Below are 23,436 nucleotides of genomic sequence, written 5' to 3'. Positions count from 1 at the left end.
AAGAGTTTTCTTCAATGCCACCACGAACTCCAAAAGCCTGCCGTGTTCGCGGGTGCCCGCGAGGCAATATCGCTGGCGGCAGCGACCGAAGAGCACGGGGCCAGACTGTTCAGCAATGGCGCGGTGACGTCGGGTGTGTTGCGTACAGAGCAGACGCTGTCGGATCAGGCTTATGAGCGCCTGAAGAAAGATTTTGAGGAGCGTCACACCGGGCTTGGCAATGCTCACCGCCCGATGATCCTTGAGATGGGGCTGGACTGGAAGTCGATGGCGCTGAACGCCGAGGACAGCCAGTTCCTGGAAACCCGCAAGTTTCAGCTTGAAGAAATCTGTCGTCTGTTCCGGGTGCCGTTGCACATGGTGCAGAACACCGATCGCGCCACCTTCAACAATATCGAAGAGCTGGGGCTGGGATTTATCAACTATTCACTGGTGCCGTATCTGACCCGCATCGAACAGCGGATCAACACCGGACTGGTACGAAAAAGTAAGCAGGGCGTTTATTACGCCAAATTTAACGCCGGGGCGTTACTGCGCGGGGATATGAAGTCCCGTTTTGAAGCCTACGCCACCGGGATCAACTGGGGAATTTACTCTCCCAATGACTGCCGCGACCTGGAAGATATGAATCCGCGTCCCGGTGGTGATGTCTATCTCACACCGATGAACATGACCACGAAACCCTCCGATGGCAGTAAAGCCGGTAAGCAGAAGGATAACGCCAATGCAGACGAAACAACGTCTTGATGTACCGCTGAGTCTGAAATCTGTCAGTGACTCCGGTGAGTTTGAAGGGTATGGCTCCGTCTTTGGTGTAAAGGACAGCCACGATGATGTGGTGATGTCCGGGGCATTTGCTGCTTCCCTGCGGGCGTGGAGTGACAGAAAAGCGTTACCTGCGCTGCTCTGGCAGCACCGCATGGATGAACCCATCGGTGTTTACACCGAAATGAAGGAAGACGATGTCGGGCTTTACGTCAGGGGACGGTTGCTTATTGATGATGATCCCCTCGCAAAACGCGCACATGCACACATGAAGGCCGGTTCGTTAACCGGCCTTTCTATTGGGTACGTCCTGAAAGACTGGGAATACGACCGGAGCAAAGAAGCCTTTCTGCTGAAAGAAATCGACCTCTGGGAAGTCAGCCTGGTGACGTTCCCGTCTAACGACGAGGCGCGGATCAGCGACGTCAAGAACGCACTGGCCCGCGGGGAAATCCCCGAACAGAAAAAAATCGAAAGAGTCCTGCGTGATGTCGGACTCTCCCGTACCCAGGCCAAAGCATTCATGGCCGGGGGCTATGGCGCACTGTCCCTGCGCGACGCTGAGGATGTGGGCTCTGCACTGAATGCACTGAAAAATCTGAACTTCTAATCAGGAGAAATACGATGGCGGTTGATATTAAAGATGTGGAACAGGTCGCGCAGGAGCTGCAGCAGAAGTTTGACGACTTCAAGGCAAAGAACGACAAGCGCGTGGATGCGATTGAGCAGGAAAAAGGCAAACTTGCCGGACAGGTGGAAACCCTGAACGGGAAACTCAGCGAGCTGGAAAATCTCAAAAGCGACCTTGAAAAAGAGCTGCTTGAGCTGAAACGTCCGGCAGGTGGTGCGCAAAATAAACTGGCCACGGAGCATAAAGAGGCTTTTGTGGGTTTCCTGCGTAAAGGCCGTGAAGACGGTCTGCGCGATCTGGAGCGTAAGGCATTGCAGGTGGGCACCGATGAAGACGGTGGCTACGCCGTGCCGGAAGCACTGGATCGCAACATTCTCAACCTGCTGAAAGATGAAGTGGTGATGCGTCAGGAAGCCACGGTGATCACCGTTGGCGGTTCCGACTACAAAAAACTGGTGAATCTGGGCGGCACGGCTTCCGGATGGGTGGGGGAAACGGATACGCGATCCCAGACTGCCACCTCCAGACTGGAGCTGATTGAACCTCTCATGGGGGAAATCTACGGCAACCCGCAGGCCACCCAGAAAATGCTGGACGATGCCTTCTTCAACGTGGAGGCCTGGATCAACAGCGAGCTGGCAACCGAATTTGCCGAACAGGAAGAAATTGCCTTTACCTCCGGCGATGGCACCAAGAAGCCGAAAGGGTTCCTGGCGTATGAATCCACGGATGAAACCGACAAGGTCCGGGCGTTTGGCAAACTTCAGCATATTGTATCCGGTGAAGCGACTGCGGTGACCGCTGATGCCATTATCAAACTGATTTACACGCTGCGTAAGGCACATCGCACCGGTGCGAAGTTCATGATGAACAACAACAGCCTGTTTGCCATTCGTCTGCTGAAAGACACCGAGGGTAACTATCTGTGGCGTCCTGGGCTGGAACTGGGGCAGCCATCCTCTCTGGCGGGTTACGGTATCGCTGAAAACGAGCAGATGCCGGATATCGCCGCGGATGCGAAAGCCATTGCATTTGGTAACTTCAAACGGGGTTACACCATCGTTGACCGTATCGGTACCCGCATTCTTCGCGATCCGTACACCAATAAACCGTTTGTCGGTTTTTATACCACCAAGCGCACCGGCGGCATGCTGGTCGATTCGCAGGCCATCAAACTGCTGAAGATTGCTGCGGCGTAATCATTCAGGGGCGCGGAACCGCGCCCCCTGTTCTGACAGGTGAAAGAATCATGATCCTGAAACAAGATCTGAAATGGTCACCGGACGGTATGCGTGTTGAGGTCATTCGGGCCGGTGAGTATGGCGACGGGGCGCTTCCTGCCCGGGTGCAGGAGATTGCACTTCAGGCCGGGTTAGCAGAGCGCGGAATCAGTGCAAAAAGCAGTAAAGCGGCAAAAGAGAAAAAAGCCACGACCAGTAAAGAGGGCTGAGTATGCTTCTGACAATGGGAGAGATTAAAGCCCAACTCCGGCTGGATGAGGATTTCGATACTGATGACCGCCATCTGCAACTGCTGGCCTGTGCGGCACAAAAGCGGACGGAAACGTATCTGAACCGGAAGCTCTATGCACCGCATGAAACCATTCCGGACAGCGATCCGGACGGGCTGCACCTGCCGGATGATATTCGTCTGGGGATGCTGATGCTTATCAGCCATTTTTACGAAAACCGCTCGTCGGTTACGGAAGTGGAGAAACTCGACATGCCGCAGAGTTTTGGCTGGCTTGTCGGCCCGTACAGGTACTTTCCGCAATGAAAATTCGTCAGGCGCAGACCAGCGCAACCTACATTCTGCCGGACCCCGGTGAACTGAATAAACGCGTCCTGATCCGCCAGCGGGTGGATATGCCCGCGGATAACTTTGGCGTGGAGTCTCAATACCCGGTTACGTTCCGGACATGGGCGAAGGTTATCCAGACCAGTGCCACCACCTGGCAGGAAACCGCGCAGACCGGGGACGCCATCACCCATTACATCACCATTCGCTACCGCCGGGGGATCACCGCTGATTATGAGGTGGTCTGCGGTGACAGTGTGTATCCGGAGTAATCCATGCATCGTATAGACACGAAAACCGCGCAGAAGGATAAGTTCGGCGCGGGTAAGAACGGTTTTACCCGTGGTAACCCCCAGACAGGCACGCCTGCCACCGATCTGGATGATGACTACTTTGACATGTTGCAGGAGGAGCTTTGCAGCGTGGTGGAGGCATCCGGTGCCAGCCTGGAGAAGGGGCGGCACGACCAGTTGCTTACCGCGCTTCGTGCGCTGCTGTTAAGCCGCAAGAATCCGTTTGGCGATATCAAATCGGATGGCACGGTGAAAACAGCTCTCGAAAACCTTGGTTTGGGAGAAGGCTCTGCATTACCTGTTGGTGTGCCTGTTCCATGGCCTTCAGCCACACCGCCAACAGGCTGGCTGAAATGCAACGGTGCGGCATTTTCTGCTGAAGAATACCCGGAACTGGCAAAGGCTTATCCAACAAATAAATTACCTGATTTACGCGGTGAGTTTATTCGTGGCTGGGATGATGGGCGCGGCATTGATACAGGGCGTGCTTTATTGAGTATTCAGAGTGATGAAGTCAGAAAGCTCGCATTAAAATACTGGGGACCAGCTTCAAACAGTTCACCATCAAAAACATTTGCACTCAGCGACAGTGCCGGTGGCGGGTTGTACACGGATGGAATAAGTCAGGCAAGCGGTGGGATTATCAACGCTTTTCAGCTCCCTGGCGGTAACGAAACCCGCCCACGAAATGTTGCATTTAACTATATCGTGAGGGCTGCATAATGGATAATGCTGTATTAAATAGCGAGTTTATTGCCACGAAGGCGGGGAATATTACCGTCTATAACTATGATAGTGAAACACGGGAATATATTTCCACATCAACTGAATATCTTGCTGTGGGGGTCGGTATTCCAGCATGTTCCTGTCTTGATGCACCTGGCATACATAAGGTTGGTTATGCAATCTGTCGTTCTGTGAATTTAAATTCATGGGAATATGTGCCAGACCATCGCGGTGAAATCGTCTATAACACCGAAACGGGAGACGCCAAAGAAATCACAGCTCCGGGTGATTATCCTGAAAATACAACCACTATCGCCCCGTTAACGCCATTCGATAAATGGGATGGTAAGAAATGGGTGACCGACACTGAGGCACAGCATAGCGCCGCAGTAAACGCGGCAGAAGTACAGCGTCAGTCACTGATTAATACTGCAATGGCTTCCATTAGTCTGATTCAACTTAAATTGCAGGCCGGGCGGAAGCTGATGCAGGCAGAGACCACCCGACTTAACACTGTGCTGGATTACATTGACGCGGTGACGGCAACAGATACCAGCACCGCGCCGGATGTCATCTGGCCTGAACTGCCGGAGGCGTAGGCCATTCAATATCTGGCGCACTGGAGGTATCAACCAGCTCCAGTGCATCCAGATAATCCAGCCACAAATTATATTGCGCCAGTTCCTCACCTTTCAGACGACCAATAGCGGCTTTACCGGGCCATTGCTTACTGTTCATGTATTCGTTAGCCTGGTTAATTAGTAGCTGTCTTTCTGATTCAGTAATTTCAATAAGCTCTTCATGCGTGGGTGGAGGAATATCTGTCCACGCAGGCAGCCCATCATCTCCGGCAATACGGATTTTTCCTTGTGGCGGTTCAGCCATAAACTCACTGATAATATTTTGATTTACTTCCTTTGCGTCTGATAAATCCCATCCCTCTGATTTATATTTATCAATCATATCCACAGGGAAAAAAGCATTATGCCTTGCGCTATAAACATATTCGTTCATATAAATCACCCTGAATAAAATTACTCACCAACAGCCCACCAACTGTAATTCATCGATACTGTGGAGCTGGTTGATGCAGTTCTGTAAGCGGAATTAAAACCGGTTAGTGTTGGACCTTCTGCAGTCATCACGAATCCCCGTCCAGCGCCTAAAGGCGCACCACCATCACCAGAATGGGTAAGCATGGCGCAGTCCGCTTTTTTGGGGAAAGGGATGCTGAATGTAATTCTCATTGTTTGCGTCGATAATTTCGGCGTAACCGCACCACGACCATATTGCAGGATTTTCCCGTTGGGTAATTTCATCCATCCATCACCACTGGCAAAAGAGGCCATGTCCGGTATCTGATTTTCCCCTGTCCCCACATTTCGTTTTGCCGCTTCTCCCAAACCAACGTTTATGAAAATGCAGAGATAACGAGCAAATGGCATCATTCCTGCTTTTGCCAGGGAGATCTACCATGCTTATTGGCTATGTACGTGTGTCAACAAATGACCAGAACACAGATCTACAACGTAATGCGCTGAACTGTGCAGGATGCGAGCTGATTTTTGAAGACAAGATAAGCGGCACAAAGTCCGAAAGGCCGGGACTGAAAAAACTGCTCAGGACATTATCGGCAGGTGACACTCTGGTTGTCTGGAAGCTGGATCGGCTGGGGCGTAGTATGCGGCATCTTGTTGTGCTGGTGGAGGAGTTGCGCGAACGAGGCATCAACTTTCGTAGTCTGACGGATTCAATTGATACCAGCACACCAATGGGACGCTTTTTCTTTCATGTGATGGGTGCCCTGGCTGAAATGGAGCGTGAACTGATTGTTGAACGAACAAAAGCTGGACTGGAAACTGCTCGTGCACAGGGACGAATTGGTGGACGTCGTCCCAAACTTACACCAGAACAATGGGCACAAGCTGGACGATTAATTGCAGCAGGAACTCCTCGCCAGAAGGTGGCAATTATCTATGATGTGGGGGTATCGACTTTGTATAAGAAGTTTCCGGTCGGAGATAAATGAAACCGTAGCACGTCGTATGCAAGAAGATCGTGCTGCGGTTTATGCTTATCACTTAAAGACTCAAAAATTAGGTGAGTAACGGACCGGGGACATAGCTCCTTTTTTTCTTAATTCATCTGGTATTTTTTTTCCAAGATAAAGATTTGCTATTTCAGGTGGGGCTTCTCGACCTTCAAAACCATAGCGAGAACTTTGTGTTGCCTCAAAGTCCGGATCCTCGTCCCAGTATTTCATCGTAGGGAAATTTTCACGTGTTGATTTGAGCCATTTATCAGCAATGAAAACCCCTCGAACGATCCCCCTTACAGTAGCAAGAATGACTTCTGCTTGGCTGGCGCGAGAGACATTAATGCGCCAGCTAAATCGAACCGCATCATAAAGCTCTGAATCCTTTGCACTTCTGTTAACGGAAATCATTAATGCTTTATGATGAAATGTTATGGTTTCGGGTTGATATGTTGCTATCAACTCTTTGACATGCGCGGCGCCGAATTCATTGCTGCCAGCACCATTCATGATATTCGTTAACCCAGGGTAGGCATCAATAAGTGCTGCTTCAACTTCGTACGCCGTCTTTTCATCAGTCATTCCATGTCGATGGATGACATGGATAACTTCAAGTCCCGCTAATCTTATTTCTCTGATTTGCTTTAGCTTGTTGCTCAGTAACTCGTCATCATCAGCCGCTGCCACTTCACCGCGCATATGGGCAAATACGCGGTTACCTTTGCCTTTCCCTACATAGAAGGTGCTTCCGTCCCTAGGATCAATCAATCGGTATACATACCAGCCAAGGTGTTCAATTACTCCAGAAGGAAACTCAGTAATATCCATTTTGCAATATCTGTGAATTATTTGTGAGACGTATATTAATGAACATTGCAAGGGCTCACAACTAGTAGTGTTGAGAAAGCCATCGGGAAAATGAGGCTAACCCTTTGAATTTACATAGCGCAAAAAGATACCTTTCCTCATAATGTGAGCTAATTTTATGTTTCGTTTGATGATCGGGTCGGTCTCGAAACCCGTAGCCACGTCATATGCAAGAACGTGCTACGACTGGCTGGTGAACTTCCGATAGTGCGAGTATTGAATTATTTCCAACTGTTATCGATTTTGCGTATTTTTTGCATGAGAGGATTTTTACCTCCTCCCACCGATCCTCCATGGCTTTACGCCAGTGTCTCTGGTCTGCTATGTGCCAGGAGCAGCCATTGCTAAGTCCATCCTGTATTGTGCAGGTCAGCTCGTTTTTAAAGAGTCCGGCCATCATCTTACTGGTACAGACACCATATACTTTGTGACGGTCAGGCTACATATGCACAACTCAACTTATTCATCTATTTTTTGCTTTAGCATGTCAGTGTTGCTTTCTCGTCGGCGGGTGAGCGGTGACCTGACCTGTCGATAAAGGAACGTAGCACGTTTTATGCAACACCCGCATGCGGCAGAAAATTATTGCCGAACGTTTACCCCTGTCAACAAGCTTTACTTTCTGAGGCGCGCCAGCCCGCGAGGAAAACAATCTGAACATCAAACAATTAATGACACAAGAAATACGATTAAAGATTTTTTTGTGCATGTCGATAGTGCTTTTTTAAAAGGAGAAATCTATGTCTGTCACAATTCAGGGAAATACCTCAACCGTTATTTCAAACAACTCCGCCCCGGAAGGAACATCAGAAATAGCCAAAATCACAAGACAAATTCAGGTGCTGACTGAAAAGCTTGGGAAAATCTCATCGGAAGAGGGGATGACGACACAGCAGAAAAAAGAAATGGCTGCATTGGTACAGAAGCAAATTGAAAGCCTCAGGGCTCAACTGGAGCAGTTGTTAAGGCAGCAGGCAGAGAAAAAGAATGAAGACGCGACAGTTCAGCCTGATAAAAAAGAAGAGAAAAAAGACGATACAAATACCGCTGGCACCATTGATATTTACGTCTAAGTGACAGCCGTATTGTGGCCCTCATCGGGCCACTTTTCGCCATCAGCCTTTTCTTTAAAGACATATTATCTTTGTATCATTTCTGATAGTTAACATTACAAGATATAAGTAATGGACGCACTCCCAATTAGTCTATTTAAATCGCCACGAGTTTAACTGACAACCCATGATCAATTATGAATTGCAACTATTTCTGTAGTCACTTTTGTGGGGACAGTCCACAAAACTGCCAACTTCCGCTTCTTGCTCATAACAGACATAAACTTCAGTTATGGCATAAAGGTATGCATGCTGGGTGGGGAAAGTATGAAGGAAAAGAAGACTGCTGCGCCGTTTGTCGTCACGTTTATCTTCATTGGCTATGCAAGTCGTAATACAAGGTGGGACAAAACTGAGACACATAAGGCCTCGCAATGGCTTGCAAGGCTTTACATGTTTTGATGTGGTGGGACGTGTGAGCGCAGTGTTGATGGGGTAATGCTTTGAATTAGAAGTGGATTCTTATAATTCGTAATGCGAAGGTCGTAGGTTCGACTCCTATTATCGGCACCATTTAAATCAAGTAGTTACCCCATATTTAAATACACCACGTTTCCTCCTGTGCCGTATTTGTGCCATTGTAACCCTGGCAATTAATCAAAATACTGTTCTGACATCAGGCAATGCAGGTGCAGACATTTAAGCCAATTGCTGCCGCCATTCCTTGACGTGGTCAATCAGGGCGCGGAGCTTTGGTGCAATATTGCGACGCTGTGGGAAATACAGATAGAAGCCCGGAAATTGTGGAAGAAAGTCATCAAGCAGAGATACAAGCCTACCGCTTTCAATATATGGCCTGAAAGTTTCCTGAGTGGCAATTGTTATTCCTCCGCCGGCAAGAGCCAGCCTCAACATCAGACGCAGATCATTAGTCGTAATCTGTGGTTCAATCGCAAGGTCGAAAGTTCTCCCGTTTTCTTCAAATGGCCAGCGATAAGGCGCAACCTCCGGGGACTGACGCCAGCCGATACACTTATGGGTATTTCCCCCGGAGGTGAGAAAGCGCTTTCCACGCCCGGCCGCAAGGATCAGGACGACGGGGGCAGGCATGAATCCTCCTCCTGATGGAGACGTACAGAGGCGACTTCTGCCAGCACGGAGAGTGCCAGAGTATGCGCATCCCGGGCTTTGGGGAATATCCCGACGGGTGCCCGAATTTGCGCTGTCTCCTCCCTGGACCATCCCCGCTCGTGGAGCTTTTGCAGACGTAACGTGTGGGTTCGATAGCTGCCCAATGCGCCGAGATAAAAGGGTTTTGCTTCTCGCGCGGCCTGCAACACTGGCAGCTCCCGGTTGAGATCATGGCACAGCAAAATGACCGCCGTATCGGTATCGATCTGAGCGCTGGCTGAGGCCGGAAAAAGATCGAAGATATGGCTGTCATAGCCTGTGGCTGCTGCAAGACTCGCGGTTGCCTGCGCCTCAAGAGAACGTCCGTAAATCATCAGCCTGACGCATGGCCTGAACCCCACCTCAAAGCCATTGAGATTCCAGCCCGTTCGGGTTTTCGTGGGCAGGCACACCAACGATTGTGCTTGCGGATCGTAGCGCAGCCCCGCCGGTTTTCTCTGTTCCAGACGGTTCAGCACGGCGAGCAGAGGCTGTGCCGAGCGTAGTTTATGGAGCGTCAGCGTGATCCCACCGCCGCAGGGCAGAACGATGTCAAACCACGGCGAACCTTCGCCATAGCGAATTTCGCGATCGCGGCCTGAGCCCATCATCTCCAGCGCTTCAAAAGCGGCAGCGGCCTCCACGCAGCCGCCAGAGACAAAACCGCAGTAACGACCATCTTCGCGCACCACCATCTGCGCCCCGAGCGGGCGCGCCGCGCCGCCGCGTATCTCCACCAGCGTCACCAGCACCGCTCCTTTACCGGACATTAGCGCCTCTACGGCGAAGCGCAGAATGGTCCGGTGGTCATCGGTGAGAAACGCCTGCTCTGGCTTATGCCAGTGTTCGTCTTTGTCAAAAAGCGGGTATGACATTGTTCCTCCTTAAACCACATCCGGCAGCTTATCGAGCAGCTTATCCAGAGTGATGGGATAATCCCGTACCCGAATACCGGTGGCGTTATACACCGCGTTGGCGATAGCCGCGCTCACGCCGCACAGGCCCAGCTCACCGACACCTTTGGCCTTCATCGGGGAGGATATGGGGTCGGTATCATCCAGGAAAATCACCTCCTGTTTTGGGATATCCGCATGGACCGGCACCTCATACCCCGCCATATCGTGATTAACGAAGTAGCCCAAACGGTCATCTACCGCCAGCTCCTCCATCAGTGCCGCGCCCATGCCCATAGTCATTGCGCCAATGACCTGGCTGCGTGCAGTTTTCGGATTCAGGATGCGTCCTGCAGCACACACAGCGAGCATACGCCGGACCCGAACTTCTCCCGTCGCGCTATGCACGCCGACCTCCACAAAATGCCCGGCAAAGGTCGACTGCTGGTACTCCTTGCTCAGTGTTCCAAATTCAATGCTCTCTTCCGCTGTCAGTCTGCCGCCTGCGGTGGCCTCATGTAGCATGGCGCTTCGGGTACCGTTGGTAATCTTGCCGTCGGCAAACTGCGACTGCTCAGGATCAAACCCGACTGCCGAGGCAATCATTTCGCGAAGCTTCACACAGGCGGCGTAAACGCCGGAGGTGGAGGTATTCGCGCCCCATTGTCCACCAGAACCCGCAGAAACCGGGAAACTGGAATCGCCGAGGTGAACCGCAACCTGCTCCAGCGGTACGCCAAGCATTTCCGCTGCCGTCTGGGCCAGAATGGTGTAGCTGCCGGTGCCAATGTCGGTCATGTCCGTTTCCACGGTAACGGTGCCGTTTGGTTCGAGGTGAACCCGAGCACCCGATTTTTCCAGCAGATTATTGCGAAAGCCCGCCGCGACGCCGTGGCCGACTAGCCACTCCCCGTCGCGCACCTGTCCGGGTGTGGCGTTGCGCTGCTTCCAGCCAAATTTATCCGCTCCGGTGCGCAAGCACTCAATAAGCTGACGGCGAGAGAAGCGGCGCGTCGGATCGGCGGGGTCAACCTGAGTGTCATTCAGGATGCGAAACTCGACGGGATCGATGCCCGCTTTTTCCGCCAGTTCATCGATCGCGATTTCGAGCGCCATCAGACCGGGGGCTTCGCCGGGCGCACGCATGGCGTTCCCTTCCGGCAAATCAAGCGTGGCGAGCCGCAGGCCGGTATGACGGTTTGCCCCTGCGTAGAGTAATTCGCTTTGCTGTACCGCCGTTTCCGGCGTGCCGCCGGGCAGGTTTCCGGACCAGCTTTCATGTGAGATAGCGGTGATTTTCCCGCTCTGGTCAGCACCGATACGCAAGTGCTGAAGGGTGGCGGGGCGGTGCGTGGTGTTATTGGGAATAGTGGGGCGGGGGAGCATCACTTTAACCGGACGTTTCACCGCTCGGGCGGCGAGGGCCGCCAGCAGTGCATCGCTTCTCAGGAACAGCTTGCCGCCAAACCCTCCGCCGATATACGGGGAGATAATACGCACATTCTCCACGGGCACTTTCAGCGTTTTTGCCAGATCGGTGCGGCACCAGTCAATCATCTGATTTGAGGTCCAGAGGGTAAGCTTATTTCCATCCCAGACGGCCATCGAGGCATGCGGCTCCATCGCCATATGGCTCTGGTCCGGGGTCGTGTAGGTAGCATCAATCTTCACCGCAGCGGAGGTGAAAGCCCCGTCAAAGTCACCGACGTTTTTGTCGGGCGTGTCTTCCGGCGGCTGACTGACGGCCTGTTTCTCGTCCGCCAGGGAGTAAGCTCCTTTATTGCGGCGATAGTGCGCCTGCACCAGCGAGGCCGCCGCTCGCGCCTGTTCGAAGGTCTCGGCCACTACCAGCGCAATGGCCTGATGATAGTGCTCAATAGTGGGGCCGCCTAACAGTCTGGCGGTGTTTTTGTCGCCTTTGCCGAGTGCCCCGGCGTTACTGGCGGTAATGACAGCCAGTACGCCCGGCGCTTTTTGCGCGGCGTCCGTATCAAGAGCGGTGAGGCGTCCTTTGGCAATGGCGGAACCGACGATATAGCCATAGGCGGCGTTGGGGGCTTCTTCATGCCATTCGTAGGCGTAGCGTGCCGTGCCGGTAGTTTTCAGCGGTCCGTCGATGCGGTCATGGGGACGACCGACAACCTTCAGCTGATCGATCGGGTTTTCCCCTGCGGGTTTATCAAATTTCATGCTTGTGCCCTCGCTTCAGCCAGTACGGAGGCAAGCGTTCGCTTCGCCAACAGGAGTTTAAAGGTGTTTTCAGCGGTGGGATGGGCGCTGGCGAACAGCGCGTCATATACGGCCTGCGCCCCCTGGGATAGCTGAGCATCCGCAGCCTCAATGCGCCAGGGCTTATGTGCTACTCCGCCCAGCGCGACGCGCCCGCTGCCGTCAGGCTGAATAATCGCCGCGACCGATACCAGGGCAAAGGCGTAGGAGGCGCGATCGCGCACCTTACGGTAGATATGTTTTCCGCCGAGCGGCGGAGGTAACGTCACCGCAACGATAAGCTCACCGGGAAGCAGGGCGGTTTCAATGTGCGGCGTTTTCCCCGGTGGGTGATAAAAATCAGCCAGTGTGATACTGCGAGTCTTTCCCTCCGGCGTGATGGTTTCCACCACCGCATCCAGCAACCGCATTGCGACCGCCATATCGCTCGGATGGGTGGCAATGCAGGCTTCGCTTACGCCTACCACCGCGTGCTGACGGCTAAAGCCTTCAAGCGCCGCGCAGCCGCTCCCGGGCAGGCGCTTATTGCAGGGCTGATTGGTGTCGTAAAAATAGGGGCAGCGCGTGCGCTGGAGCAGATTACCTGCGGTGGTTGCCTGATTACGTAACTGACCAGACGCGCCAGCGAGCAGGGCGCGGGAGAGTACCGCGTAATCACGACGCACGCGCTCGTGAGCCGCCAGGTCGGTGTTCCGTACCAGTGCGCCGATGCGCAGCCCACCCGCGTCGGTCACTTCAATCTTATCGAGCCCGAGCCCGTTCACATCGATAAGGTGGGTGGGCGTTTCAATTTCCAGCTTCATCAGGTCCAGCAGATTGGTCCCGCCCGCGATAAATTTTGCGCCGGGTACGCGCTGAGCGCTAAGTGCCGCCTCGGCCGGGGTGTTCACTCGTTCATAGGTAAACGCCTTCATGATTTTATCTCCCCCGCAGCATCTTCAATGGCGGCAAGGATGTTAGCGTATGCACCACAGCGACAGATGTTGCCGCTCATACGTTCACGGATCTCATCGACAGTTGTTTCTGGAGCGGAAACCAAATCGACCGTGACGTGACTGGGAATGCCGTCCTGAATCTCTTTTAGCACCGCTACTGATGAGCAAATTTGCCCGGAGGTGCAGTAGCCGCACTGGAAGCCATCATGCTTGATAAAGGCCGCCTGCATGGGGTGAAGATTATCTGGTGAACCCAGGCCTTCAATGGTGGTGATCTCGGCCCCCTGATGCATGACTGCAAGCGTCAGGCAGGCATTAAGCCTGCGACCATTGACCAGCACGGTACAGGCTCCGCACTGTCCGTGATCGCAACCTTTCTTGGTACCGATCAAATGCAGATTTTCACGCAAAGCGTCCAGTAGCGTGGTTCGGGTATCCACCTCAAGCTGCTCGGTTTTGCCGTTCACCTTCAGTGTCAGGGGCATTATCTCTGGCGCGGGTGTAGCTGCCGGAACGCTTGCCGCCAGCGTAGAATGAGGATAAACCACGGCGGTCGCCGCTGTTGCGGCGCTCACTTTAATCAGATCGCGACGGGTCAAACTTAAATCGTGCGGCTCGTGCTTCCCAACCCGATTATCTTCGGGGTATTCGCCTTGGTTGCTCATACCAGGCCTCCGGTATTCTAAAGGGGAAAATAAGAGTGCGTTGCGAGAGTGCTGATGCTTTTTTAAATGTTAAGCATAGTCGGCGACAGCAGGAGGATTATTCTTAAAACGCGAATGCAGCTATGAGCCCGGCTAATAAATTCATGTTCGCCGGGATGTTGATGATGATGGGAGCTGGTTTATTGCTTTAGTTGTACGATGCAAAAACCAATAAGGAAACCTGTGATTTTCAGCTCTGCATCACCCTGCAAATCTCTGTCACTTCTAATATAAAAATAGGGAGAAATGATGGAGCTTATATTCATTGGCGATTAGGAAACCATCTTGTTATACAAAACAATACAGTTCTTTACATTTTCCTTGTTTTATGAATACTCCTGAAGAGGTGTATAACATAATGGTACAAGCAGGGTAGATATGAATATATTTGAACAAACTCCACCGAACCGCAGACGTTATGGTCTTGCTGCATTCATTGGGCTGATTGCTGGCGTTGTTTCCGCATTCGTGAAGTGGGGGGCTGAAGTTCCATTGCCGCCACGTAGCCCGGTGGATATGATCCTACCCACGTAATATGGACACAGGCCTAAGCGAGGTTCTTGTTTTCAAATTGTTCCGGACTGAGGCCGCCACACCAACTGTGCCGCCGCCACCGATTGTAATCACATTCGATATAATTAAACACCGTTGCCCGCATTATTTCCCGGCTGATAAAGTGTTCTCCATGGATACATTCCACTTTCAGCGAATGAAAGAAGCTTTCCACGCAGGCATTATCGTAGCAGCAACCTTTTGCGCTCATACTTCCACGCAGATTATGCCGCTTCAGTTGCGCCTGATAATCTGCTGAACAGTACTGGCCTCCACGGTCCGTGTGAACGATAACGTTCCGGGGCCTCTTACGCCGCCACAGCGCCATCTGCAGGGCATCGCAGGCCAGTTGCGCCGTCATGCGTGGCGACATTGACCAGCCAATAACGGCACGTGACCACAGGTCAATGACCACTGCCAGATACAGCCAGCCTTCATCTGTACGTAAGTACGTGATGTCTCCTGCCCACTTCTGGTTCGGGCCACTGGCGTAAAAATCCTGCTCCAACAGATTTTCTGACACAGGCAGGCCGTGTGCGCGGTAGCTGACCGGGCTGAACTTCCGGGAGGCCTTTGCCCTCAGTCCCTGACGGCGCAGGCTTGCCGCCACGGTTTTTACGTTAAAGGGGTAACCCTGAGCACGCAGTTCATCCGTCAGGCGTGGGGCACCGTAACGCTGTTTTGACCGGGTAAAAGCCGCGAGGACAACGCTGTCGCAGTGTTGGCGGAACTGCTGACGCGTGCTTATCCTTGTCCGCCGCTGACACCACGTATACCAGCCGCTGCGGGCCACCCGGAGCACGCGGCACATTGCTTTGATGCTGAACTCAGCCTGATGTTTTTCAATAAAGACATACTTCATTTCAGGCGCTTCGCGAAGTATGTCGCGGCCTTTTGGAGGATAGCCAGCTCTTCATCCCGTTCTGCCAGCTGGCGTTTGAGACGTGCAATCTCGGTAGACATCTCCAGTTCACGTTCAGAAGACGTCTGCTGATTTTGCTGTTTACTGCGCCAGTTGTAGAGTTGTGATTCATACAGGCTGAGTTCACGGGCTGCGGCAGTAACACCGATGCGTTCAGCAAGCTTCAGGGCTTCACTGCGAAATTCAGGCGAATGCTGTTTACGGGGTTTTTTACTGGTTGATACTGTTTTTGTCATGTGAGTCACCTCTGACTGAGAGTTTACTCACTTAGCCGCGTGTCCACTATTGCTGGGTAAGATCAATATGTTTAATGCAGCGTGTGGCCCGGAATCATTAATCAGGGCTGCAGGCCAAATTGATTGCTCGCGTAATTTTCTCAATCCACCGTATATTTTTCTTCGAGACTGGTTGGGGCTGACAGATCCCAATGCGGCTGTTTATACCTTTGCCGGGCATGTCTTTAACTGGGTTGGTGTTACGCACATTATCTTTTCGATAGTGTTTGCTGTCGGTTATTGTGTGGTCGCTGAAGTATTTCCAAAAATTAAACTCTGGCAGGGCTTACTGGCAGGTGCTTTAGCCCAACTTTTTGTTCATATGATTTCATTCCCTCTCATGGGACTGACGCCACCTCTGTTTGATCTCCCGTGGTATGAGAATGTTTCTGAAATTTTTGGACATTTAGTCTGGTTCTGGTCTATTGAAATTATTCGCAGAGATTTACGAAACAGAATTACTCATGAGCCAGACCCTGAGATCCCTTTAGGCTCAAACAGATAATGCATTGAATGATAAAAATGGCGCAAATACAGCGCCATTTTTATAGGTTAAAAACATTGCTTTTTATATTCTGATGCAGATAGTCAGTGAGTATATCGCGCTACTTCAGGATGATGTAGATCCGAAGAACGCTACAGAAGAGAGGCATTGTTGCTGGCAAATAGAAGAAGTATCGGGTTTTGTTACCCCTGAAAAACGAAGCCCCGCTATTATCGCTGGCGGGGCAGTGCAATTAATTATTGTATGTTTATAACGGTGTCAGCCCGTATTTAGCCCTTGCACGATTGCAAGCCTCATTGACGACTCCGTTCTCACCAGACATGGCAAATTCTCTGCATGTGGACGATCGATTTTTATATATCGTGCAGCAGGCATTTTTGCCCGGGGTTCCTGCAAGGGCAATACATCGGGGGTTTTTCTGATTGGTACCGCTCATGCATCGGTGAAAAGGGGATATTTGTTCAGTGAGCCTGGCGGGAATAGTACCGCCAGCATCGTCGGCTTCGGCCCAGTAAAAAGAGACGCGGAAAAATGCACAACAGGCACCACACGTCATGCATGGATTCAGATTGCTCATAATTCACCAGTACAGCTAAAAATCGTAAAGAGAACAGCGGTACATCGTATGTAAGAACGTACCGCGGTTGGCTGGGGAACTTTCGATAGTGTGAGTATTGAATGATTTCCAGCCGTTACCGATTTTACGTACTAATTCGTGATTAAACCACTCATTAGCAGGCTGCCTGATACCTTTCCGTGTCTCCTGAACACTATGGTGTGCATATGAGAAAGCCCATCGTTACAGGTGACATTGACGATCGCTTCCACATCATTTAAACGATTTTTGGAGCTCTGAGGTGGAATTCTTCCCTCGACCGATGGATAAGTCTTAGTCCGCCGAAGGGGGCTTAGCCGGACAGGAATCGCTAATCTTAATGAATTTGTCGTTATAGACCAGATAATGATTCCCCGGCTGACGTAACTCAGGCTGATGAACCACGTCTCCCGGACGTAGATACCAGGCATCGCCTTCCTCTTCGGTCGAATCACATCCTGGCTTAATCAGTAGCTTAAACCATGTGTTGCCAGTGTTACTTACCGTTCCTGTCACCTTGTCGAAGGACCATTTAAACTGAACCTGACGTGGTCGTACTACCAGAATGGTATCCATCACCACCACCGGCTCCGTGCTGACCTCGCCGCCGGTTGGGCTGCGTCTTGTCTGGTTACGAGTGGGGACCTCGCGAAATGAGACCCGGTAGTAGCGCTCGCGGTTATCCTGTGGACCATGATAGTAAAATTTAAAATACTCGCTCTCACCAGCCTGCAACGCCAGCTGGCGGGGGGCGAAAAGCAGTTCACCATCCACCGGTCGGGTGCGCAATTCACTGCTGCCCGGGCTATCAATAGCACTGATGGCAATACGGTATATCCGTGCGCTTTTGTTGTTATTCACTACACGTTTGCTGACAAAGTCAGTCTCGGACGGCAGCGAAAATGTCAGATTGCCGACCGAAATCGCCTGTGTCAAAGGTGCCGCCAGCATACAGACCGCTGTCAGCAGGGCCTTAGTTAATGTTACGCCACGTCGCCTGAACATGAATCTCTCCTGAAGCGCTGACTTCGCCAAACCAGCCGTTATCATCTACCGTACGCAGCGAAATGGCGTTATCCATTGGAATCGAAAATTTGACTGTGGTCTTATCCATCTGCCCCACTTCGCCAGAGATATCAGTCCACGGTGTGGTCAGCCACAGCGCATCGGTCATATCCCGCCAGCTATCATCGCACCCGGCATCGTAGGTTTTTGTAGCTCCGTTGCGGGTAATAAAGGAAAGCGTCGCCGGGAACGGTACTTTCGCCTTACCGTCATCGGAGCTGAAGACACAATAGGAGCGCCCGCCAATCACCTGCGCGGGTCCGGTCACCTTGATCAGCACTTCGTCGGCAGCTGTTTTACCGCTGGTGGTTACGATATAACCGAAATCGAGTGCCGACTCGCCGCTGCCAACATATCCCTCCCGCGACGGTGTCTGAGTATATTCATCGGAGATAATACTGATGCTGAAATCACGGGGTTTGATAATCAGCGTGTTGGAGGTAGAAAATTCATACCAGCCAGACTCCGGTGATGTGGTGTTCTGAAAGCGAAAGTTGAATAGATCTTTGGTGTTGATATCGCTGATTCCCTGGTTCACCATCTGCTTAAAGAAGTTGCTCGAGAAGAAAACATAGATCGAGTCTGCGCTCTTCATCTCGTTGAAGGTGTAGTAATAGGCAGTATTGCTCACCGGTTTCCATGAACTGCCATTCAGACTGAACTGCATATCGTACGCCCCGACGGCCGAGGCTAACGACGAGTTGGCGATCGCCGGGAATATATGGATTGAGGTGTTGCTGAGTCCGTTTGTTTGCAGGGTATAGTTAACCATCTTACAACTTAATCCTGAACGGCTGCCGATGGTTTGCGTCCGGCAGTCGGCGTTCCCTTCGCCCAGAGTCGGTACTCCGTCGCTGTTGATAAATACTTCCGCCAGCGAGTGGGTATTTATCAACCGTAGATTTGCTGCTTTCGTATGGGTGACGTTGCGAACATACCAGTTGCCGGAGGCCTGATCCTTACAGCGTGCGCCGCTGCTGGCGTCATAGTTCACAGAGGTCTGGCAGGCATTGATGGTCATTGTAAAGCTGCTGCCGACGGGCATTTGTTGCAGATACTGGTAAAACGCGTCTGACAACATGCCGTGCATCCACTTCGCGCCGCCGCTGGTCACCGTCGCGCCATAAAATCCACTGGCGTCGGTGGTTTGCGGCAGGATAAGACTGGTGGTCATATTACACCCAGCGTACCAGTTGATGCAGCGCAAGCCAGTTAAAGGAGATGAAACTGGTGAATTTTCCAGCCACATATCAAACTTCCAGTTGGTATAAAGGCCGGTGTTGTAACCGTTATCAATGTAGCCGAGGCTTTGTTGATAAATGGTTCCTGAGCCAGTGTATTTTAAACCGGTCCAGCGGTTGGCACCGGTCAGGCGCGGATCCAGCGCCCCGCCAGGCGTGACGAAAAAGTTGTCGTCTGAGTTGTTTTCGACAAACACAAACTCGCGTGCCGGTGCATCCGCCTAGGTTGTTTTGCTCACTGCCGCTCTGAGCGCAGTTACTGGCCAGATTAGCGCGAAAATTATCATCGTTATTAGTAGGTTAACTCTCATTCTCTTCTCCTGTCTGCGTCACCGCCGCCCACGATGAGAGGCCGCTGCAGACCACATCACCGACCCAGACGGCACCGCGCGCCTGGTTGAGTTCCAGAGCCACTTCGCAGGTTTTATTGCCACTGTAGCGAAAATCGATAGTGGGGTATTTCTTATCCACGTCCATGACAAACTCGCCGTTTTCATCGGTTCGGGTTCGGCCGATATGGTTGTTAATCCGTGCGTTAGCCAGCAGTGTGCCGTCTTCCGCACGGATACGACCGGAGACGGTAACCATCTGCTTCACCTCTGGCTCAATGACAGCGACATTGCCTGGATAGAGAGTCAGACGACTTTTGCGGCCGCTGACGATATCGTAACTGTCGAGTGAGTTTTTGCTGTTCTGTAACTCCACCTCATATCTTCCATAGGGAGAGAGCGGGAGATAGTTACGCTTGCCGTTAAGCGGGAAAATCCGCCCGTTGATTTTGGCGCTGATCTGACCGTCGTCCTCCAGCCCGGTGTTGAATATCACCCCAGCGTTGCCATCAGTCCGCCCGCTGGCAGCAATGTTTTTACCCTGCCAGCCGACGCTGCCATTGGCGGTCAAGTTGGTATTGACGTAGCCGTCCGCCGCGCTATTGACGTTCAGCGTTCCGCTGGCGTAACGAGCGTCGAATTGTGCATACGCCCCGCCGCTGAGGGTTTTGTCATCACCGGTATCGCCGGAGATGGCACGTGACAGATTGGCACCAACAGTGCGAATGGTTCCTTCATCAAACTGTTTGCGTGCTGACAGGTTTGCCATGGTGTAGCCGTTTTGATGAGTCATCCCTGCGCTAAACCAGTTGCCCAGTGGTAGCGAGAGATCGAGAGCGATATATTTTCCTGTATTGGCGTTGCTGTCGCCGTTGTTATAGCGCTGAATACCGGCCCGCAGGCCAAGCGAACCAAAGGTACCGCTGTAGACATTTTGATAGTAATCTGCCGTGTAATAATGGCTGTTGTAACGGCGGTCATCATTGTAGCTGATGCTGAATGTGCCCAGCTTCGACCACAGTGAGTTCAGGTTGAGTGTGCCGCCGATTGCACGGTTGTCGGCATCGCTACGTCGCAATTGATTGCCAATGCGGGTTTTTTCCTGATTAACCCACAGCGAACTAAAGCCTCCCGGTAGAGTGGCGCTGATGCTGCCGATGCTGCTCCATGAGCTGTCACTGGCCAGCATATTTTGCAGGTTAACGTTGATCGCCCCCCCAAGCGGCAGCGTCAGACGGGTTTCACCCACCGCCTGATTATCGTATCCATATCCCGTTGCCGCCCAGCTAAGCGTACTCAATGAGCCGGAGGTCGAGGCACCTGCTAGCCAACTCTCTTTAGCTGGTCGCGTCTTTTTCCCGTTTTCCGACCAGCGATCCATATGAAAGCTACCGCCCCATACCTGCCACGCCAGTGGTGCACCGACGCCGCGCCCCCGGCTAAACAGCTTATTGACCCGCTGGGTGCGTTTGCTGATCACGCGACCGTTAACGATCACCTCAACTTCCACATCGTAAATCCCGTACGGTAGACCCCGGGTATCCACTTCATGATTGCCCATAGTGAAGTTCTGAACGCTTAGTAGCCGCCCATCACGGGTGAGATGTACTTCGCCCGCCGCCGGTAAAAAGGCGATCACTGGCGTGGCTGACTGGCTGCTGTCGAAGATGGTGGAGCTGGCCTGGTTTCCCCAGGAAAGGCCGTAAATCTTCCCTGCTGAAATGGCGGTCATCGGCCCTAAGGACTGCAAGTTCCAGGTGTCGAGCATTCCACCGGCAAATCGGTGACCGGCAAAATCGCGTTCATACATCGCTTTATATAATTCACTGTCCTATTGACCGCTACCGATCCCGTACAGCGAGCCGTCGAGCACCACATGATGTTCGCGCAGTGCAGTAACGTTATTCAGCGACAGATAGCTGGATGTGTTGCTCCCGCCGTTACGCAACTGGTTGTTATAGACGCCCAAGTTATAGCTCAGATTACTGCTGAGGGTGTTAACACTGGACTGCCCGATGTCTTCGCTACGTGAGCGTAGTACGGTGCCCAGCGCTTCGCGCTTGACCACCAGCTGCAGCAGCAGTTGGCGCAAGCTGAGATCCAGCTGCGCGTTGTCAGTCAGGGGGATGGTAAGGGCCTCATTGAACGGGGCGTTCGCCAGAGCCATCAGCTGCTGTCGAGTTTGTTCGCTGACACTGGCGTTATCTTCACTCTCTTCCAGCTGTATTTTCCGGATGCGTAGCTGTCCATCGTCCAGCCAGATAAAAGCGCTGCCGATTCGCTGATCGTCCTGGCGACCCTGGCTACCGGCGAGATGAATATAGAGCGGGACGCTCATGCCGTCCTGAAGCGCCTGACTGAAGGCCTGCGGAATAATCACCCCACCTATTTGCTGCGCACTTATGTCAGCAGCGCTGGCATCGGGCTGAACGAACAAAAAGACCATGCCGAAGGCAAACTGGGCTTTCAGTCCTGGGGAGAACCGTCGTAAAGGCATTGTCGTTATCCATCTGCACAGCTATCTATTTCACGGGAATGAACTTATCACCCTGCCAAAGTGCAACCCGTCCTTTGTTATCCGCAGTGTCCACGCGGGTAAAACGACGCGACTTGCCCGGCATCAGGTAGTAATTCTCTTTACACTCCTTACCGTTGACGGCTTTCAGGCAAGGTCCGTAGGCGAGGATCCGCAGCGTCGCATTTCCTGTATTTGTCAGGGAGCCGTTGGCGTACTGAAAGTGGTAGTTCGCCTGACGAGGGGCGACGACCAGAATGGTGCCGATGCGGGCGGAAGCAGTGGCCACAGCGCTGCGGTTGGCATTATCGCGCTGTGCATCACTGAGGGCCTGATCAAACCAGACAATGCGGTAGTAGCGCTCTTTTTCATCTGCGGGTCCCTTATAGAAGAAGCGGATCACTTCGCTGGCTTGGGCGGGTAGCAGCAAGCTGGCGGGAGTGAGTAGCAACTCATCCGGCTTGTCCATTGCGATAACCTGCCCGTCGTCAAGCGGTGAAGAGAGCCGTTCGAGACGGATATTGATAAGGCGACCACTGTCGGTACTGTTTTTGATCGTTTTGCTCAGCGTGCTGCTGTCACTGTTCATAAACGATGATATATCGCCGACATCCAGCGCCTGGGCCGGAGATATTCCGGAAAACAGCAGAGCGAGAGGCAGAAGGTGCTTTTTCATAACAATTCCGTCCAGGAATAAAGCAGGGGGGCTACCCCTGCTGGTACATCAGAGAGATTAACTGGTCCAGGTCGCGTCGAACTGTACGCTAACGTCGCCGCTCCAGATGCCTTCCGGTAGAGTGCTGTAATCGGTTACTGCGGTGGTACCATTGGTGGTGCCGCTGATGATGGTGAAGGTGAAACCATCCTGTGCGGTGGTACGATTGCTGGCATTGTAACCGTTAGCCAGCGGGCTAAGGTTGCCGCCCAGTACGCCGTTGGCGGTATCGATCATCACGGTATCGCCAGTTTTTTCGACTGCCGCGCCGTTATAATCCACGCCCACATTCAGTGTGGAACCTGAGGTATCCAACTGGGTTAATGTGTTGGTGATAAGACGTGAGGTCAGTTTAAAGGCGGTAGCCGTTGAGTCACCCTCGATAGCCACGTCAAATAGACCTTTCTGTGAGTTAAAACCTTTAATGCCTTCGGCATACTGGAACGCCAGGCTACCGAGTGGCGTCACAACCAGCTTACTGGTGGTGTCTTTTTTGGCTGTTGCCGACCAGGTCGCTACAGCCTGAGCTGTTACGTCAGCAGCCTGCGCCACACCCATGCCGGTAAACACCGTTACCAGAGCTATTGCCAGAACCTTTTTTTTCATTGCATTTCTTCCCGAGTTG

Annotated in this window: 21 protein-coding genes and 7 pseudogenes; 13 read left to right on the top strand and 15 right to left on the bottom strand. The window is 52.4% G+C overall.

Annotation, left to right across the window (positions count from 1 at the left end; translation table 11 throughout):
- Positions 1 to 48: 48 nt before the first annotated feature.
- From AB4H76_RS18115 to AB4H76_RS18080, 8 genes and pseudogenes are all read left to right on the top strand, one after another.
- Positions 49 to 747: pseudogene (locus AB4H76_RS18115) on the top strand (phage portal protein); the annotation flags it as partial.
- Complete coding sequence (locus AB4H76_RS18110) at positions 725 to 1,375, top strand: HK97 family phage prohead protease (protein WP_001193631.1); 651 nt, start codon at positions 725 to 727, stop codon at positions 1,373 to 1,375. The pseudogene AB4H76_RS18115 and the gene AB4H76_RS18110, both read left to right, overlap by 23 nt.
- 14 nt (positions 1,376 to 1,389) lie before the next feature.
- Positions 1,390 to 2,595, top strand: coding sequence for a phage major capsid protein (locus AB4H76_RS18105; RefSeq protein WP_032248472.1), 1,206 nt, complete (start codon positions 1,390 to 1,392; stop codon positions 2,593 to 2,595).
- A 50-nt stretch (positions 2,596 to 2,645) separates the two neighbouring features.
- On the top strand, positions 2,646 to 2,846 hold the full coding sequence (locus AB4H76_RS18100) for a hypothetical protein (RefSeq protein WP_038977172.1): 201 nt from the start codon (positions 2,646 to 2,648) through the stop codon (positions 2,844 to 2,846).
- Positions 2,847 to 2,848: 2 nt separating this feature from the next.
- Complete coding sequence (locus AB4H76_RS18095; RefSeq protein ID WP_040073294.1) at positions 2,849 to 3,172, top strand: head-tail connector protein; 324 nt, start codon at positions 2,849 to 2,851, stop codon at positions 3,170 to 3,172.
- Positions 3,169 to 3,456: pseudogene (locus AB4H76_RS18090) on the top strand (phage head closure protein); the annotation flags it as partial. The gene AB4H76_RS18095 and the pseudogene AB4H76_RS18090, both read left to right, overlap by 4 nt.
- Positions 3,457 to 3,468: 12 nt before the next feature.
- Positions 3,469 to 4,209, top strand: a complete 741-nt coding sequence (locus AB4H76_RS18085; protein WP_420062611.1) for a phage tail protein — start codon at positions 3,469 to 3,471, stop codon at positions 4,207 to 4,209.
- Positions 4,209 to 4,811 carry a tail fiber assembly protein gene (locus tag AB4H76_RS18080; protein ID WP_072794490.1) on the top strand — a complete coding sequence of 201 codons (603 nt, stop codon included), beginning with the start codon at positions 4,209 to 4,211 and terminating at the stop codon, positions 4,809 to 4,811. The genes AB4H76_RS18085 and AB4H76_RS18080 overlap by 1 nt, the downstream gene beginning before the upstream one ends.
- Here the strand turns inward: AB4H76_RS18080 and AB4H76_RS18075 are convergent.
- Together AB4H76_RS18075 and AB4H76_RS18070 are read right to left on the bottom strand one after the other, a co-directional pair.
- A complete protein-coding gene (locus tag AB4H76_RS18075; protein ID WP_420062610.1) occupies positions 4,783 to 5,226 on the bottom strand; it encodes a tail fiber assembly protein in 444 nt (147 codons plus the stop codon). The genes AB4H76_RS18080 and AB4H76_RS18075 overlap by 29 nt on opposite strands.
- A gap of 20 nt (positions 5,227 to 5,246) precedes the next feature.
- Positions 5,247 to 5,657 carry a gp53-like domain-containing protein gene (locus tag AB4H76_RS18070; protein WP_072946852.1) on the bottom strand — a complete coding sequence of 137 codons (411 nt, stop codon included), beginning with the start codon at positions 5,655 to 5,657 and terminating at the stop codon, positions 5,247 to 5,249.
- 29 nt (positions 5,658 to 5,686) lie between these two features.
- Here AB4H76_RS18070 and pinE point away from each other — a divergent pair, with 29 nt between their 5' ends.
- Positions 5,687 to 6,241 carry a site-specific DNA recombinase gene (gene pinE / locus AB4H76_RS18065; protein WP_095575511.1) on the top strand — a complete coding sequence of 185 codons (555 nt, stop codon included), beginning with the start codon at positions 5,687 to 5,689 and terminating at the stop codon, positions 6,239 to 6,241.
- Between the two features lie 60 nt (positions 6,242 to 6,301).
- On the opposite strand, the gene AB4H76_RS18060 is transcribed toward pinE, so the two are convergent.
- Positions 6,302 to 7,075: an LEM-3-like GIY-YIG domain-containing protein gene (locus tag AB4H76_RS18060; RefSeq protein ID WP_000355479.1), complete on the bottom strand. Its 774-nt coding sequence runs from the start codon at positions 7,073 to 7,075 to the stop codon at positions 6,302 to 6,304.
- A gap of 325 nt (positions 7,076 to 7,400) precedes the next feature.
- Between AB4H76_RS18060 and AB4H76_RS18055 the strand changes: the two genes are divergently transcribed.
- Together AB4H76_RS18055 and AB4H76_RS18050 are read left to right on the top strand one after the other, a co-directional pair.
- Positions 7,401 to 7,652, top strand: a complete 252-nt coding sequence (locus AB4H76_RS18055) for a hypothetical protein (protein ID WP_071587521.1) — start codon at positions 7,401 to 7,403, stop codon at positions 7,650 to 7,652.
- A 202-nt stretch (positions 7,653 to 7,854) separates the two neighbouring features.
- Complete coding sequence (locus AB4H76_RS18050) at positions 7,855 to 8,187, top strand: FlxA-like family protein (RefSeq protein ID WP_001349760.1); 333 nt, start codon at positions 7,855 to 7,857, stop codon at positions 8,185 to 8,187.
- Positions 8,188 to 8,865: 678 nt separating this feature from the next.
- Here AB4H76_RS18050 and AB4H76_RS18045 read toward each other — a convergent pair.
- The 5 genes and pseudogenes from AB4H76_RS18045 to paoA all read right to left on the bottom strand — a co-directional run.
- Positions 8,866 to 9,204 (bottom strand): annotated as a pseudogene (locus AB4H76_RS18045) (LysR substrate-binding domain-containing protein); the annotation flags it as partial.
- A gap of 50 nt (positions 9,205 to 9,254) precedes the next feature.
- Positions 9,255 to 10,211, bottom strand: coding sequence for a molybdenum cofactor insertion chaperone PaoD (gene paoD / locus AB4H76_RS18040; protein ID WP_077491620.1), 957 nt, complete (start codon positions 10,209 to 10,211; stop codon positions 9,255 to 9,257).
- A 9-nt stretch (positions 10,212 to 10,220) separates the two neighbouring features.
- Positions 10,221 to 12,419 (bottom strand): aldehyde oxidoreductase molybdenum-binding subunit PaoC, encoded by a 2,199-nt coding sequence (gene paoC / locus AB4H76_RS18035; RefSeq protein ID WP_047085437.1) that lies wholly within the window; start codon positions 12,417 to 12,419, stop codon positions 10,221 to 10,223.
- Complete coding sequence (paoB, locus tag AB4H76_RS18030; protein WP_000643332.1) at positions 12,416 to 13,372, bottom strand: aldehyde oxidoreductase FAD-binding subunit PaoB; 957 nt, start codon at positions 13,370 to 13,372, stop codon at positions 12,416 to 12,418. Before paoB ends, paoC begins: the two co-directional genes overlap by 4 nt.
- Positions 13,369 to 14,058 carry an aldehyde dehydrogenase iron-sulfur subunit PaoA gene (paoA, locus tag AB4H76_RS18025; protein WP_001543517.1) on the bottom strand — a complete coding sequence of 230 codons (690 nt, stop codon included), beginning with the start codon at positions 14,056 to 14,058 and terminating at the stop codon, positions 13,369 to 13,371. The genes paoB and paoA overlap by 4 nt, the downstream gene beginning before the upstream one ends.
- Before the next feature lie 417 nt (positions 14,059 to 14,475).
- Between paoA and AB4H76_RS18020 the strand changes: the two are divergent.
- Positions 14,476 to 14,616: pseudogene (locus tag AB4H76_RS18020) on the top strand (hypothetical protein); the annotation flags it as partial.
- Between the two features lie 28 nt (positions 14,617 to 14,644).
- Here the strand turns inward: AB4H76_RS18020 and AB4H76_RS18015 are convergent.
- A protein-coding gene (locus tag AB4H76_RS18015; RefSeq protein ID WP_085947771.1) for an IS3-like element IS3 family transposase occupies positions 14,645 to 15,807 on the bottom strand; the annotation gives its coding sequence in 2 pieces (ribosomal slippage) (positions 14,645 to 15,546 and positions 15,546 to 15,807; 1,164 coding nt in all).
- 61 nt (positions 15,808 to 15,868) lie between these two features.
- Between AB4H76_RS18015 and AB4H76_RS18010 the strand changes: the two are divergent.
- Positions 15,869 to 16,351 (top strand): annotated as a pseudogene (locus AB4H76_RS18010) (YagU family protein); the annotation flags it as partial.
- 247 nt (positions 16,352 to 16,598) lie between these two features.
- Here AB4H76_RS18010 and AB4H76_RS18005 read toward each other — a convergent pair.
- From AB4H76_RS18005 to ecpA, 6 genes and pseudogenes are all read right to left on the bottom strand, one after another.
- Entirely contained in the window at positions 16,599 to 16,928 is a 330-nt protein-coding gene (locus AB4H76_RS18005) for a YkgJ family cysteine cluster protein (RefSeq protein WP_001303809.1), read from the bottom strand.
- Positions 16,929 to 17,240: 312 nt separating this feature from the next.
- Positions 17,241 to 17,951, bottom strand: coding sequence for a fimbrial chaperone EcpE (ecpE, locus tag AB4H76_RS18000; RefSeq protein ID WP_001301243.1), 711 nt, complete (start codon positions 17,949 to 17,951; stop codon positions 17,241 to 17,243).
- A pseudogene (gene ecpD / locus AB4H76_RS17995) lies at positions 17,920 to 19,563 on the bottom strand (fimbrial adhesin EcpD). Before ecpD ends, ecpE begins: the two are co-directional and overlap by 32 nt.
- Positions 19,553 to 22,078 (bottom strand): annotated as a pseudogene (gene ecpC / locus AB4H76_RS17990) (fimbrial usher EcpC). Before ecpC ends, ecpD begins: the two co-directional pseudogenes overlap by 11 nt.
- A 25-nt stretch (positions 22,079 to 22,103) precedes the next feature.
- Positions 22,104 to 22,772, bottom strand: a complete 669-nt coding sequence (gene ecpB / locus AB4H76_RS17985; RefSeq protein WP_077491958.1) for a fimbrial chaperone EcpB — start codon at positions 22,770 to 22,772, stop codon at positions 22,104 to 22,106.
- Between the two features lie 57 nt (positions 22,773 to 22,829).
- A complete protein-coding gene (gene ecpA / locus AB4H76_RS17980) occupies positions 22,830 to 23,417 on the bottom strand; it encodes a common pilus major fimbrillin subunit EcpA (RefSeq protein WP_000730974.1) in 588 nt (195 codons plus the stop codon).
- Positions 23,418 to 23,436: the final 19 nt, after the last annotated feature.

The organism is Escherichia sp. UTM R2, assembly GCF_048593455.1.
In the GTDB taxonomy this organism is placed as follows: Bacteria; Pseudomonadota; Gammaproteobacteria; order Enterobacterales; family Enterobacteriaceae; genus Escherichia; species Escherichia coli.
The sequence above is the reverse complement of the archived record's forward strand: the minus strand, read 5'-3'. Positions and strand labels throughout refer to the sequence as shown.

Coding starts and splice junctions, on each gene's coding strand:
- AB4H76_RS18110 (WP_001193631.1), top strand. CDS start 725: ATGCAGACGAAACAACGTCTTGATGTACCGCTGAGTCTGAAATCTGTC.
- ecpB (WP_077491958.1), bottom strand. CDS start 22,772: ATGAAAAAGCACCTTCTGCCTCTCGCTCTGCTGTTTTCCGGAATATCT.
- paoA (WP_001543517.1), bottom strand. CDS start 14,058: ATGAGCAACCAAGGCGAATACCCCGAAGATAATCGGGTTGGGAAGCAC.
- AB4H76_RS18060 (WP_000355479.1), bottom strand. CDS start 7,075: ATGGATATTACTGAGTTTCCTTCTGGAGTAATTGAACACCTTGGCTGG.
- ecpE (WP_001301243.1), bottom strand. CDS start 17,951: ATGTTCAGGCGACGTGGCGTAACATTAACTAAGGCCCTGCTGACAGCG.
- AB4H76_RS18095 (WP_040073294.1), top strand. CDS start 2,849: ATGCTTCTGACAATGGGAGAGATTAAAGCCCAACTCCGGCTGGATGAG.
- AB4H76_RS18075 (WP_420062610.1), bottom strand. CDS start 5,226: ATGAACGAATATGTTTATAGCGCAAGGCATAATGCTTTTTTCCCTGTG.
- paoD (WP_077491620.1), bottom strand. CDS start 10,211: ATGTCATACCCGCTTTTTGACAAAGACGAACACTGGCATAAGCCAGAG.
- AB4H76_RS18080 (WP_072794490.1), top strand. CDS start 4,209: ATGGATAATGCTGTATTAAATAGCGAGTTTATTGCCACGAAGGCGGGG.
- paoB (WP_000643332.1), bottom strand. CDS start 13,372: ATGAAGGCGTTTACCTATGAACGAGTGAACACCCCGGCCGAGGCGGCA.
- pinE (WP_095575511.1), top strand. CDS start 5,687: ATGCTTATTGGCTATGTACGTGTGTCAACAAATGACCAGAACACAGAT.
- AB4H76_RS18070 (WP_072946852.1), bottom strand. CDS start 5,657: ATGCCATTTGCTCGTTATCTCTGCATTTTCATAAACGTTGGTTTGGGA.
- ecpA (WP_000730974.1), bottom strand. CDS start 23,417: ATGAAAAAAAAGGTTCTGGCAATAGCTCTGGTAACGGTGTTTACCGGC.
- AB4H76_RS18005 (WP_001303809.1), bottom strand. CDS start 16,928: ATGAGCAATCTGAATCCATGCATGACGTGTGGTGCCTGTTGTGCATTT.
- AB4H76_RS18050 (WP_001349760.1), top strand. CDS start 7,855: ATGTCTGTCACAATTCAGGGAAATACCTCAACCGTTATTTCAAACAAC.
- AB4H76_RS18085 (WP_420062611.1), top strand. CDS start 3,469: ATGCATCGTATAGACACGAAAACCGCGCAGAAGGATAAGTTCGGCGCG.
- paoC (WP_047085437.1), bottom strand. CDS start 12,419: ATGAAATTTGATAAACCCGCAGGGGAAAACCCGATCGATCAGCTGAAG.
- AB4H76_RS18105 (WP_032248472.1), top strand. CDS start 1,390: ATGGCGGTTGATATTAAAGATGTGGAACAGGTCGCGCAGGAGCTGCAG.
- AB4H76_RS18100 (WP_038977172.1), top strand. CDS start 2,646: ATGATCCTGAAACAAGATCTGAAATGGTCACCGGACGGTATGCGTGTT.